Source organism: Vibrio harveyi (assembly GCF_030060435.1).
Classification (GTDB): domain Bacteria; phylum Pseudomonadota; class Gammaproteobacteria; order Enterobacterales; family Vibrionaceae; genus Vibrio; species Vibrio harveyi.
In genome coordinates this window covers 707,979-721,370 of record NZ_CP125875.1, presented here as the reverse complement: position 1 = coordinate 721,370, position 13,392 = coordinate 707,979, and the positions used below count along the sequence as shown (strand labels likewise).

Genomic DNA, 13,392 nt, shown 5'->3' with positions numbered 1-13,392 from the left:
TTCAAACAGGATCGTAATCGTGAGTATTTTTGCATCACTAAACCAGTTTTCGAAGGGACGCTTATCTTGGCTCCTCCTTCTTTTAGCTATCATCTTTTTTGAAGCTTGCGCCCTCTTCTTCCAACACGTAATGATGCTGGCACCTTGTGTCATGTGTATTTATGAACGTGTCGCTATGATGGGGATTGGCGTGGCTGCCATGATTGGTCTTGTTGCACCCAATAACCCATTAGTACGTTGGATTGCGCTCGCCGCATGGGGAGCAAGTGCTTACAAAGGCTTGATGTTAGCGATGCAACATGTGGACTATCAGTTCAACCCATCGCCATTTGCAACGTGCGATTTGTTTGTCACATTCCCTAGCTGGGCACCATTAAACCAATTGGTTCCGTGGATGTTTGAAGCATACGGCGATTGTGCGAAGGTCGTTTGGCAGTTCCTTGGTCTTTCCATGCCTCAGTGGCTTGTGGTGATCTTTGCAGGTAACTTAGTCGCCCTTGCCTTTATTGTGATTGCCCAGTTCTTTGGCGGAAAGCGTAAAAACCCTATTCAGTAACGCTCCAACTGATTGGACTAAAAGCAGATTAAACCAATCAAAAAAGCCAACCTCATGGTCGGCTTTTTATCTTTAGTTCAATTACTTACCACAGCACTGCTTGAACTTCTTACCACTATCACATGGGCAAGGGTCATTACGACCGACATCCTTAAACGGATTCAAGCTCTTGGATTTTTTACCTACCATTAGCTCATCAGCACCAAGCGCCACTTCGTTAATCATCAAATCAAGCTGATCAATAAAATCCATTAGTGCTGGCGGTGTTTCAATACCCGCATCACGCATTTGCTGTTGCGTTTGCTCTTCATCAATCGCTAGCATCATTGTCGTAAGCAAAGCTTGCAACATACGCTCTAAGCCATCGTTGAGCACGACATCATGCCATTGCTCTTCAATCATGGACCATACAGACATAAAACCTTCAGCAAAGTCAGCTAACTGATCTGAATCATCGTTGGTCAACGCGAGAATCGAGTACTCATTTCTCAGGATGTAATTGTGTTGTTTGTGAATTTGCTCTTCGATGACAGGCTGAAGAGCTTTAAAGCCCTCACCAAGCAGTGGCTCTAGCCACGTTTCTGGCGCTAATGGTTTTGTGGTTAGGTTAGCAGCGAGCACTGCCCCTTCCAAAAACAATGAAGACTCATCGAACTGAACTTCACCTTTCTCAATTAATGTGTATTGCATGACATCTGGTTTCTCATAAATTTGGCGGCATTATACCCCAGAGCTTATACCCAAGTAACCTCGAGATGCTTGGGTATATAGGATGCTCGTTGATGTCACTCGATGCTGATGAGTCTTTTAATGACAAACTTCACTCACATCGCTACAATCGCCCTCTTTTTTCCCACCAAAGTGTATTAGGTAAACTATGCGAGTTGTATTAGGTCCAATGGAAGGCGTTTTGGACCATTTGATGCGCCAAATCCTGACCGAAATTAACGACTATGATCTGTGTGTGACAGAATTTGTTCGAGTGATCGATCAGCTTTTACCTGATCACGTATTCCACCGTTTGTGTCCAGAACTTCTTCAAGGGTCACAAACCGCGTCTGGCGTACCTGTTCATGTTCAATTACTTGGACAAGAGCCTAATTGGATGGCAGAAAACGCAATCAAGGCGGCAGAACTTGGTGCTCGTGGCATTGATCTTAATTTCGGATGCCCTGCTCGATTGGTGAATAAAAGTAAAGGTGGAGCGGCTTTATTGCAGCATCCGGAGTTGATCCATAACGTCGTAAAAGCGTGCCGTGAAGCAGTACCTACGGATATTCCTGTTACCGCAAAAATCCGTTTAGGTTGGGAAAACCCTGAAGACTGCTTTGAAATCGTTGACGCGATTCAATCTGCCGGCGCGAATGAGTTAACGGTTCATGCTCGTACAAAGCAAGGTGGTTATAAAGCTTCTGAAATCAAATGGGAATACATCACAAAGATCCGCGAGCGTTTTGATATCCCGTTAATCGCAAATGGCGAGATTTGGAATTACGAAGATGGTCAACGCTGCATCGAAACGACTGGCGTTGATTCTCTGATGGTTTGCCGTGGTGCCTTTAATATCCCAAACCTTGGTAACATGGTGAAATACGATCATAAGCCAATGGCTTGGTCAGAAGTTGTCGAACTGCTGATTTACTACTCTCAATTTGAGATGAAGGGCGACAAAGGTCTGTATTACCCTAACCGCGTAAAACAATGGTTCTCCTATCTACGTCAAGCTTACCCAGAAGCCAACGAGCTATTTAGAGAAATCCGCACGTTTAACAAAGCCGCGCCTATTGTTGAACATATTCAGCGCTACCGAGATGAGTTGCAATCTCACGTCGCTTAGCGCGGAGTAAACCCATTAGTACATAAAAAAGGGCGATGATATCGCCCTTTTGTATTTCTCTATTCTTAATAGCAAATCTTGTTCTTGCCCGTGCTCTTCGCCTCGTAAAGCTTTTCATCGGCAAGTTTGAATAGCTCATCAAAGCTTTCCAGTTGAGGAGAAGACTGAAACTCAACCCCTCCCGACACTGTGAACCCACCAGACACCACTTTTCGTGAGTTTTTAGCAATTGCGCTTCGCACACGCTCTAAGATGCGAAGCATACTGTCAAAGTCTTCATCATAAATCGCTAAGACAAACTCTTCGCCACCAAAACGGGATGCGACGTCCGAGTGGCGGATGTTCTCGCGTATGCACTTTGCAACCAGACGGATAGCATCGTCGCCGACATCATGACCATGTGTATCATTGATTGCTTTGAAGTCATCGATATCAAACACTGCGAGCGCAACATGTTTTTTGGTCATTTTATTGCGCCAAACCGCTTGTATGCCACGGCGGTTTAGCAGCCCCGTCATTGGGTCTTTTGCCGCTAGTTCTTGGAAATAACGGCGCTCTGTACGGGTATTCACTAAGAACAAGGCCACAGTACTCAGTACGTAGATGAAAAACGCTACAGCCACGCTGTACTTTTCAAAGACTAATAAATTCTTAAATTCATCCCACCAATTGTATTCATAGAATATGCGATGATTTGAGCTCAAACGCTCATGTTCTATTGGCTGTAAACGGATTACATGCTTAGGTATGTCCATCATTCCAGAGATGATATGTAACTTACCTATTAGGTTTTCATTCGTTTCAAGTAAGTTATCCACATCAAAATCTATGGATAAAACGCCTTGGTGTTTACCCTTTTCGTAGATAGGTACAGTCAGGCTCACTACTTGCCCATCGTGCCGATCTAACATCGGTGCGGGACCAGACATGGTTACTTTGACGGTTTCCTGCGCTGTTTTCTGCCAGAAAGGTCTCGCCTTTAAAGTCTCCCAAAGTGCTTTGGAAAAGTACTGAGCGTAAGTATCTGGAGAAGAAATAACATACCCACGCTGATCAATATAGTGAATACCAATCACATGTGATTCGATATCATGTAGAAATGACAAAGACGGAGCAAACCCTGCTTTTTGTTCTGCCAACTTAAACAGTTTAGTTCCTGGTTCACACAGTTCTTTTTGTCCAACAATCATGTAGTCAAGTTCAACGGCAGGCAGACCTCCGGAGTGCTTGTTTTCTAAAAGCAGCACATCAATCGGCCAAACAAAACACAGATCATTTTTGATCATATGATTGTGCTCTTGAAACAGAGGGTGAGCTGGGTTGGAGTAGTTAACAAAGCTGTAATCCAGCGCCGTTAATACTTTGATAGCACGATTAATAGCACGATCAACTTGCGCGTACTCTAATGTAATGTAGCGATTCATCGCGTCATAGTAGTTCTTTGCAGTCACCACCATGACGGCAAGGAATAATAGTAGGGGGAAGAAGATGACAAACTTGAGGCTAAATCGCCTTTTAGTACCCATTGAACACCATTGATTATAATAATATCAGCCCTTCGAAAGCTTAGGCTATCGAAGGGCTATTTATAGTTTTTCACTTATGTATTCATAAATTTTAATAAAGAAGGCGCTCGAAGTCACTCCATCTGCCATACTTTGCAGTTCATTGCTGGGATATTGACAGAAAAATAACGTTCAACAGGCATTAGTTCACCTTTGTCTAATAATTGATGCAGGTGTTTAGCATTTAAGCCAAGTTGCCACAATGGTAGGTTAACATCTTGGTCACTGTCGCTAAGGTTAAATGCCACAACTATTGCTTCATCTTGCCATTGACGCACATATGCCATGACTTGTTCACCACAATGAAGCCATTGTAAGCTACCACATTGTAGTGCCTTGTATTTCTTACGGATTTCTATCCATTCCTTATACAAAGGGAACCATTTAGAAGTCGTTATTTGGTCCCAAGGGAAACAACGTCGATTGTCTGGGTCGAGCCCTCCCTCTAGTCCAACTTCACTGCCATAATAAAGACAAGGTGTTCCAACGTAAGTCATCAATAATGCAAGCGCCATTTGCATTTTTTCTTCATTTCCATTTAATAGCGTCAGAAAACGGGCGGTATCATGACTGTCTAATTGATTAAGCTGCGACAGCTGATTTGCAAACGGTACTTTGGCACGAGCTTCATCTACCCATTCTTTGAAATCCAACGCATTGATATCAATCGGATCATACATAATGTCTTGTTTGGCAAATAACGCACGTACAGGGTGGGCAAAGCCATAATAGTTCATCGCTCCATCTTCTTGTCCACCTTGTAGCCACTGCGTTGCCTCAAAGAAGTGTTCACCTAACACATATGCATTCGGATTGGTGGACTTAGCAGCTTGACGGAAAGCTTCCACATAGTGGGCATTATTCTTCGCACCATCGCCCTCGCCTAGCATATGGATAACGTCGAAGCGCCAACCATCTACACAATACGGAGGTTTGAGCCAATGTTTGATCACAGCTTCTTCACTTTGGTAGATGTAATCACGTACCTGTTCATTTTCGAAATTGAGAACAGGGAGGTTACCAATCCCTTTCCAGCCAATATAGTTGTTGGTTTGACCTTCGAAGAAGTAATAATCACGGAAATCTGAATTGGGATTTCCATACGCGCCCTGACCTTCTTGCTTGATATCAAACCAAGGATGATGAACCGACGTGTGGTTAAACACAGCATCCAAAACAATCTTCATTTGTTTGCCACGAATTTGCTCACACAACTGCGCAAACTGCTCATTCGTGCCAAACATAGGGTCAATCTGGAAGTAATCCGTTGTGTCATATTTATGATTACTTGGCGCTGTAAAAACTGGGTTAAAGTAAAGTGCTGTTACACCCAGACCGGATAGATAATCCAGCTTTTGTTCAATGCCTTTTAGATCCCCACCAAAGAACTCGCGAGCCCCCGTATTTTGGTGCGTTCCAACGGCATCTCCCCACGCCTTCACCATGGCACTTGAATCGTGATGTGCATAAGCATTTTTTATAGCGGTATGCTCCTGACTAGCAGCAAAACGATCTGGGAAGATCTGATAGAAGACTTGCTCTTGAACCCAGCTTGGCGGCTGAGATTGTACGTTTAACTTAAAGTGAAACTCTTTGGGCGGAACGCGCTTATGCACACCTCTCGCGTCTAACCAGAACTGGCTCGCCCCCTTAACAAGTTTAAACACGTAATGTGTCACGTCTCGATCTTTGTTTGGAGCAAACTGACCTTTCCACAACTGCAACTCACCAGCTTTACCATGAGGCTGCATCTCAATGAGATATTCTTCATTATCAGGCTCGCACCTTACATGGATGCAATCGAATTGGGTGTCATCCGTTTTGAGAACGACGGTCAGCCGTTTCCCATCGAATTCAAGACCATCTTTCGTTTGGCTATGGAAGATAAATGGAAGGGACATGGCAAGTGCTCTTTGTATTGGAATATTCCACTATTTTAATAAAGAGCTTCTGCCTAAAAATCCTCCTTTTAAAAATACCGTATGGGTCATTTTCTTAAGGAGGATCACGTTTGGTAGGCGTAGTCGATGTGAGCAGTCAATGCTAGTTTAGTAGGAGACTATCGTCAGCCAGCTCTTCTCCGCGCACTTTAGAGAACATTTCAAGCAAGTCGGGAACTTGCATATTTTTACGTTGCTCCCCTGCCACATCTAGCACTATTTCACCTTGGTGAAGCATGACGGTTCTGTCACCACACGCTAACGCGTCTTTCATGGAATGCGTCACCATCATCACAGTAAGGTCGAACTCAGTAACAATGCGTTTAGTTAAATCAATAACAAACGCTGCCATACGAGGGTCCAACGCGGCGGTATGCTCATCAAGCAACAACAGCTTACTGTCTGAAAGTGTTGCCATTACAAGGCTGACAGCCTGTCGCTGTCCTCCTGAGAGTAGACCAATGCTGTCACCTAAGCGATCTTCTAACCCCAAGCCAAGAATGCTGATGCGTTCCTGAAACAGCTTACGGCGTTTAGTAGAAAGAGCCATTCCCCAACCACGACGTTTTCCTCGCATGTAAGCAAGCGCCATATTTTCTTCGATGGAAAGTTCGCCACATGTACCAGCCAATGGGTCTTGGAACACCCTCGCACATTGAGTAGCACGCTGAGCAACGGTTTTCCGTGTCACGTCTTTCCCATCAATGATCACCTTTCCGCCAATCATTGGCGTTTCCCCCGTCACGGCTCCGAGTAGAGTTGATTTCCCCGCACCGTTAGAGCCAATCACCGTAAGAAATTGATGCTCAGGAACCTCTAGGGACACGCTCTTTAAGGCTCGATTTTCTAAAATCGTACCAGGGTTAAACGTCACCTGAATGTCATTAAGTTCAATCATAGCGCCTCCCCTGAGCCGTTTTTGGATGCCGCTTGTTTGGCATTACTCACTCGCTGCTTTGCTTTCATCCTCTGTTTAAGTTTCGGTGCAATTAGAGCGACCGCCACCAGCACCGCTGTCACCAGATTTAGATCCGATGCTTGCAAACCAAACATGCCGGAACTCAGCGCAAAAGCAACCGCCAGACGGTACAGCACCGAACCAATAATTACCGCGCAAACAGCAACCCAGATTTTGCGTCCTGGAATCAAAGTCTGACCAAGGATCACCGCCGCTAAACCAACCACAATCGTCCCTACACCAGACGTGACATCGGCAAAGCTATTTGTTTGAGCAAACAGAGCCCCAGCAAAACCCACAAACCCGTTGGATAATGCCAAACCAAAATACGTGTAGAATCCCGTACTGGCTCCTTGTGCCGCGACCATTCGAGCGTTTACGCCTGTTGCTCTTAACCCTAAACCAAAATCACTATTTAGAAGGCGCACAACAAATAACGCAGAGAGTAAAACCAATACGCCCACGACCAATGGTCGGATGTACATTGCATCTCCCATGGCTTCAAAAGGCGTCAGAATCGTATCTTCGCCTAGTAGCGCCATATTCGGTTTTCCCATGATGCGGATGTTGATGGAAAATGCCGCAATCATGGTCAGGATTGAGGCAAGAAGATGAAGGATGCCGCAACGAACGGCAAGAAAAGCGGTGACCCACCCGGTCATGCCACCAGCGATTATCGCCAGTCCCGTTGCTAACCAAGGGTTGATGCCCGCAACGATGGCTGTTGCTGCAACAGCCGCCCCCATAGGGAAACTACCGTCAACGCTTAGGTCCGGAAAGTCAAGGACACGAAACGTAAGGTAAACGCCCAAAGCGACCAAGCCGTAGATAAGCCCTATCTCGAGCGCACCAAAAAAAGCAAATGCAGACATAACTGCTCCTTTCTGCATAAATCAGGTCGGCAGAACACCGACCTAAAAACAACGCTTACTGCATACTAGTTGCACGTTTCACAACAGAACCTGGCAATTGAATACCAAGCTTACTTGCCGCGCCTTCATTCACGACAAGATCGGAGCCCGTCGCCACTTTTACATCTAACTTACCCGGATCTTGCCCTTCAAGAATAGCTGCCACGTAATCGGCTGTTTGAACACCGACTTGGTAGTAGTCAAAACCTAAGCTTGCGATAGCCCCTTTCTCAACATATGACGTCGCGCCTCCAAATACCGGTTTCTTCGCTTGGTTTGCGGCAACGATCATTCCTTCAATCGCGCTTGCAACCGTGTTATCTGTTGGTGCGTAAATGATGTCCGATTTCGCTGCAATAGCTTGAGTTGCAGATTGTACATCTGCGCTTTTCAGTGCCGTCGCTTCCACAACTTTTAATCCTTTTGACTCTGCACTCTCTTTCAATAACTGTACCAAGGTGACGGCATTTGCTTCCCCTGGGTTGTAAACCACGCCAATGGATTTCACCGAAGGTAAGATTTCCTGAATCAACGCAACGTGCTGTGCGACCGGAGATAAATCAGAGAGTCCTGTGACATTCTTTCCTGGTTGACTCATCGATTTGACCAACTTGGCACCAACAGGGTCCGTCACTGCAGTAAACACAACAGGAATAGAGCGAGTCGCAGAGACCAAAGCTTGTGCTGATGGCGTTGCTATACCCACGAGGACGTCTGGGCTTTCTCCTACATACTGGCGTGCGATCTGAACGGCGATTGCTGGATTACCTTGCGCTGTCTTGTAGTCAAACTCTAAGTTCTTCCCTTGTTCATACCCTTTGGCTTTCAGACCGTCTAACAACCCTTGACGAGTTGCATCCAAAGCAGGGTGTTCAACAATCTGTGATACCGCGACTGTCGCGGTTTTAGCCAGAACGCTAGCGGAAGAAAAAGCCGTGGTCGTAGCAAGAATAGCAATGGCGAGTAAACGTTTTGTTTTCATCATGACTCCTTGATGTTTCTTCGTCCTTGAACTGCAAGCACAATGTTGCTGACGTACTCACGAGTCTTTGAAGTAGAAGATGGGATGTTGTGTTTATAGCTGCGCACTTTTTGTGCATCTAATTATCATTATTAACGCTAAGTCTCAGGAAAGAAAAGTAAGATTTAACAACAAAGTAACATTTGTGATCTCACAATCGGCACGAGAGGCGGTGATTACAAATAAGCAAAGAGTAAAAAACCATGTTGCGGGCATAAAAAATGGAGTGGCTAAAAGCACACTCCATTTCAATGAGTTGATGACCGAACAAGAAGATTAGAACCAACGCTCTAATGAAGTCTTATCCAGTTGGCGAAAAGCTCGGTTTAAAATTACTGCGAGCTCTTTATATCTTGGACGCGCTTTAGCAGGCTCTAAAGCAAATCCTGTTTCGGTAATTTTTTGGTGCAGCTCTCGATACCACGATGCTAAAGCAGGTGGCAACTTAGTATTGGAACGGCTGCCCAACCACCACATGCCTTGCAGTGGCATGCTGATTGCGAACAGTGCAACCACAATGGCTTGAGGAAGCGCATCATAATTGTTAAAAGCCATTTGAGTGAGCACACTGATTGCTGCAACCGCTGGCATCACTTTAATGCCAAAGCGTGTTGCTTTAATAATGCGTTGTTCGGGAAAAATGGCGTTCAGCTCTTTACGAACCGGCCAGATCTCCATGTAACTCTGGCCGTCTTTCAGGCTATGGATCAATCCGACTTGTTTGCTCATACCGCTCTCTCACTAAAAAATAGTTGAACATTTCAACTGAAGGCGCAAAAAATTGATGAAAGTTAATATTCTTTCAAAATTTTTTTGTTATCATTGCCTATTATCGCTATCCTTTGCAGACCCTCAATCTCATTGTTGCCGTTATTTACAATTTAAGCAACTCCGAGATTTTATTCTGCACGGATCGCTTCATAGTGGTGGATGGGTTCATCACTATTCATTTATACGGAATTAGAACAATTTTTGACCAAGATTAGTACGCACCCTTGGCGGTATCGTCTATTCTTGTGATTAATTTTTCATCCTTTAACTGATTTTGATCAGACGAATAACAGGTAGTCACACATGTCTAAGCTAGTTTTAGTTTTAAACTGCGGTAGTTCTTCTCTTAAATTTGCTGTTGTTGATGCAGAAACAGGTGCAGAGCACCTATCAGGTCTTGCTGAATGTCTTCACCTTCCTGAAGCACGTATCAAGTGGAAACTTGACGGTAAACACGAAGCTCAACTAGGCAACGGTGCAGCACACGAAGAAGCACTAGCGTTCATGGTTGAAACTATTCTTGCTTCTAAGCCAGAGCTTAAAGCTAACCTAGGCGCTATCGGTCACCGTATCGTACACGGTGGTGAGCAGTTCACTCAATCTGCACTAATCACTGATGACGTACTAAAAGGTATTCAAGACGCTGCGACTTTCGCACCGCTTCACAACCCAGCGCACATCATCGGTATCGAAGCTGCTAAACACAACTTCCCAGAGCTTCAAAACGTTGCTGTATTCGACACTGCGTTCCACCAAACTATGCCTGAAGAGTCTTTCCTATACGCTCTTCCATACAAACTATACAAAGAGCACGGTATCCGTCGTTACGGCATGCACGGTACTTCACACCTATTCATCACTCGTGAAGTTGCAGGCCTACTAAACAAGCCAGTTGAAGAAGTAAACATCATCAACTGTCACCTAGGTAACGGTGCTTCTGTTTGTGCAATCAAGAACGGTCAATCTGTAGACACTTCTATGGGTCTTACTCCTCTTGAAGGTCTAGTAATGGGTACTCGTTGTGGTGATATCGACCCAGCTATCGTATTCCACCTACACGACGCTCTAGGTTACTCTGTTGAAGAAATCAACAACATGCTAACTAAAGAGTCTGGTCTTGCTGGTCTAACTGAAGTGACTTCTGACTGTCGTTTCGTTGAAGACAACTACGGTGAGAAAGAAGAAGCAACTCGTGCAATGGACGTGTTCTGTCACCGTCTAGCTAAGTACGTAGCTGGTTACACTGCTTCTATGGAAGGTCGTCTAGACGCAATCACGTTCACTGGCGGTATCGGCGAAAACTCTGGTCCTATCCGTGAAATGGTTCTAAACCGTCTAGGTATCTTCGGTATCGAAGTTGATGGTGAAGCTAACCTTAAAGCACGTTTTGGCGGCGAAGGTACTATCACTACAGCTAACAGCCGTATCCCAGCAATGGTTATCTCTACTAACGAAGAGCTAGTAATTGCTGAAGACACTGCACGCCTAGCAGGTCTTTAATAGATTGAACTGGCTAGCCACTCGGCTAGCCAGTTTTTCTTCCAAAAGAATTTCTTAGGGGCTTAACTCCTATTCTCTGAATTATTCATGGAATAAGAGTTGAGCTTTTATCCCCCAATAGCTAAAGGTACTCTACGAATGTCTCGTACTATTATGCTTATCCCTGCAAGTGCTGGTGTTGGTCTAACTAGCGTAAGCATGGGTGTTCTTCGCGCAATGGAGCGCAAAGGCGTTAAGGTTTCTTTCTACAAACCAATTTCACAGCCACGTTCTGGCGGTGATCAACCTGATCTAACTTCAACTATCGTTGGTTACAACAGCGATATGAAGATCGGTCAACCACTAGCGATGTCTGTTGCTGAAAGCCTAATCGGTAACGACAACATGGACGAGCTGCTAGAAACTGTTGTTGAGCGTTACAACCAAATCAACAAAGATGCAGACGTAACGCTTATCGAAGGCCTAGTACCAACTCGTAAGCACCCATTCGCTAACCAAGTGAACGCGGAAATCGCAGCGACTCTAGGCGCGGAAATCGTTCTTGTTGCAACTCCTGGTACAGATAACCCAGCTCAACTTAAAGAGCGCATCGAAGTAGCATGTTCTAACTTCGGTGGTACTAAGAACAAGAACATCTCTGGCGTAATCATCAACAAGCTAAACGCACCTGTTGACGAAGCTGGTCGTACTCGCCCTGACCTATCTGAAATCTTTGACGATGCAGACAGCGCGAAGCAAAACGAAATGAAAGTGATGGAAATCTTCAACACTTCTCCAATTCGTGTACTAGGTTGCGTGCCATGGAGCATCGATCTGATCGCTACTCGTGCTATCGATATGGCTCAGCACCTAAATGCTGACATCATCAACGAAGGTGACATTGCGACTCGTCGTATTAAGAGCATCACTTTCTGTGCACGTTCTCTGCCAAACATGATTGAGCACTTCAAACCAGGTTCTCTACTTGTTACTTCTGCAGACCGTCCAGACGTAATCGTTGCAGCAGCACTTGCAGCAATGAACGGTGTTGATATCGGTGCAGTTCTATTGACTGGCGGTTACGACATCCCTGAAGAGATCACTGGTCTTTGTAAGCCAGCGTTCGAAACTGGTCTACCGATCTTCAAAGCACAAGGTAACACTTGGCAGACTTCTCTAAACCTACAGAGCTTCTCTATCGAAGTACCTGCAGACGATAAAGAGCGTATTGAGTTCATCAACGAGCACGTTGCTGGTCACATCGACGGTAACTGGATCGAGTCTATGACTGAAGGTACTCAGAAGTCTCGTCGTCTAAGCCCTCCAGCATTCCGTTACCAGCTAACTGAGTTCGCTCGTAAAGCTGGCAAACGTATCGTTCTTCCTGAAGGTGACGAGCCACGTACAGTTAAAGCTGCGGCTATCTGTGCTGAGCGCGGTATCGCTGAATGTGTGCTTCTAGGTAACCCAGACGAAATCCGTCGCGTTGCTGCACAACAAGGCGTTGAGCTAGGTGCTGGCGTAACTATCATCAACTCTGATGAAGTTCGTGAAAACTACGTTGCTCGTCTAGTTGAGCTACGTGGCGCGAAAGGTATGACTGAAGTTGTTGCTCGTGAGAAGCTACAAGATTCAGTATTCCTAGGCACAATGATGCTTGAGAACGACGAAGTAGACGGTCTAGTTTCTGGTGCGGTTCACACCACAGCAAACACTATCGTTCCTCCGTTCCAAATCATCAAGACTGCACCTGATGCGTCTATCGTATCTTCTGTATTCTTCATGCTGCTACCTGATCAAGTATTGGTTTACGGTGACTGTGCGATCAACCCAGATCCAACAGCTGAACAGCTTGCTGAAATCGCTATCCAATCTGCTGATTCTGCAGCGGCATTTGGTATCGACCCTCGCGTTGCTATGATCTCTTACTCTACTGGTGAATCTGGTAAGGGTGCAGACGTAGATAAAGTACGTGAAGCAACTAAGATTGCTCAAGAGAAACGTCCAGACCTAGTGATCGACGGTCCTCTACAGTACGACGCAGCAATCATGGAAAACGTGGCAGCTTCTAAAGCGCCTAACTCTCCAGTAGCAGGTAAAGCGACAGTATTCGTATTCCCAGACCTAAACACTGGTAACACGACTTACAAAGCGGTACAACGTTCAGCAGACCTAGTATCTATCGGTCCAATGCTTCAAGGTATGCGCAAGCCTGTAAACGATCTATCTCGCGGTGCACTAGTAGACGATATCGTGTACACAGTTGCTCTAACTGCGATTCAGGCAGATCAAGCTGACCAAGCAAAAGAAAAAGCAGTTAACTAATAACTTCGCTTCTTCCAAAATAATAAAAC

11 protein-coding genes are annotated in these 13,392 nt (G+C 45.3%); 4 read left to right on the top strand and 7 right to left on the bottom strand.

Features of this window, described 5'->3' with window-relative positions; all coding sequences use genetic code 11:
- Positions 1-19 precede the first annotated feature (19 nt).
- The gene (gene dsbB / locus QMY49_RS03350; protein WP_283312776.1) at positions 20-556 is read left to right on the top strand and encodes a disulfide bond formation protein DsbB; all 537 of its coding nucleotides are present in this window, start codon (positions 20-22) and stop codon (positions 554-556) included.
- A gap of 81 nt (positions 557-637) precedes the next feature.
- On the opposite strand, the gene QMY49_RS03345 is transcribed toward dsbB, so the two are convergent.
- Positions 638-1,246: an SEC-C metal-binding domain-containing protein gene (locus QMY49_RS03345; RefSeq protein WP_005444758.1), complete on the bottom strand. Its 609-nt coding sequence runs from the start codon at positions 1,244-1,246 to the stop codon at positions 638-640.
- 187 nt (positions 1,247-1,433) lie between these two features.
- Between QMY49_RS03345 and dusC the strand changes: the two genes are divergently transcribed.
- Positions 1,434-2,393 (top strand): tRNA dihydrouridine(16) synthase DusC, encoded by a 960-nt coding sequence (dusC, locus tag QMY49_RS03340; RefSeq protein WP_050922730.1) that lies wholly within the window; start codon positions 1,434-1,436, stop codon positions 2,391-2,393.
- Between the two features lie 65 nt (positions 2,394-2,458).
- Here dusC and QMY49_RS03335 read toward each other — a convergent pair whose 3' ends face one another.
- The 6 genes from QMY49_RS03335 to yfbV form a co-directional block, all read right to left on the bottom strand.
- Positions 2,459-3,919, bottom strand: a complete 1,461-nt coding sequence (locus tag QMY49_RS03335) for a sensor domain-containing diguanylate cyclase (protein WP_017189371.1) — start codon at positions 3,917-3,919, stop codon at positions 2,459-2,461.
- A gap of 113 nt (positions 3,920-4,032) precedes the next feature.
- On the bottom strand, positions 4,033-5,859 hold the full coding sequence (malZ, locus tag QMY49_RS03330) for a maltodextrin glucosidase (RefSeq protein WP_283312774.1): 1,827 nt from the start codon (positions 5,857-5,859) through the stop codon (positions 4,033-4,035).
- A 142-nt stretch (positions 5,860-6,001) separates the two neighbouring features.
- Positions 6,002-6,796 carry an ABC transporter ATP-binding protein gene (locus QMY49_RS03325; RefSeq protein WP_005444750.1) on the bottom strand — a complete coding sequence of 265 codons (795 nt, stop codon included), beginning with the start codon at positions 6,794-6,796 and terminating at the stop codon, positions 6,002-6,004.
- On the bottom strand, positions 6,793-7,728 hold the full coding sequence (locus QMY49_RS03320; RefSeq protein WP_005444749.1) for an ABC transporter permease: 936 nt from the start codon (positions 7,726-7,728) through the stop codon (positions 6,793-6,795). The genes QMY49_RS03325 and QMY49_RS03320 overlap by 4 nt, the downstream gene beginning before the upstream one ends.
- Positions 7,729-7,783: 55 nt before the next feature.
- Positions 7,784-8,749, bottom strand: a complete 966-nt coding sequence (locus QMY49_RS03315; RefSeq protein ID WP_005444747.1) for an ABC transporter substrate-binding protein — start codon at positions 8,747-8,749, stop codon at positions 7,784-7,786.
- A gap of 315 nt (positions 8,750-9,064) precedes the next feature.
- A complete protein-coding gene (gene yfbV, locus QMY49_RS03310; RefSeq protein WP_005444743.1) occupies positions 9,065-9,517 on the bottom strand; it encodes a terminus macrodomain insulation protein YfbV in 453 nt (150 codons plus the stop codon).
- Between the two features lie 345 nt (positions 9,518-9,862).
- Here yfbV and QMY49_RS03305 point away from each other — a divergent pair, with 345 nt between their 5' ends.
- Together QMY49_RS03305 and pta are read left to right on the top strand one after the other, a co-directional pair.
- A complete protein-coding gene (locus tag QMY49_RS03305) occupies positions 9,863-11,059 on the top strand; it encodes an acetate kinase (RefSeq protein ID WP_005444740.1) in 1,197 nt (398 codons plus the stop codon).
- Between the two features lie 138 nt (positions 11,060-11,197).
- Positions 11,198-13,363, top strand: coding sequence for a phosphate acetyltransferase (pta, locus tag QMY49_RS03300; protein WP_005439640.1), 2,166 nt, complete (start codon positions 11,198-11,200; stop codon positions 13,361-13,363).
- The last annotated feature ends 29 nt before the right edge of the window (positions 13,364-13,392 follow it).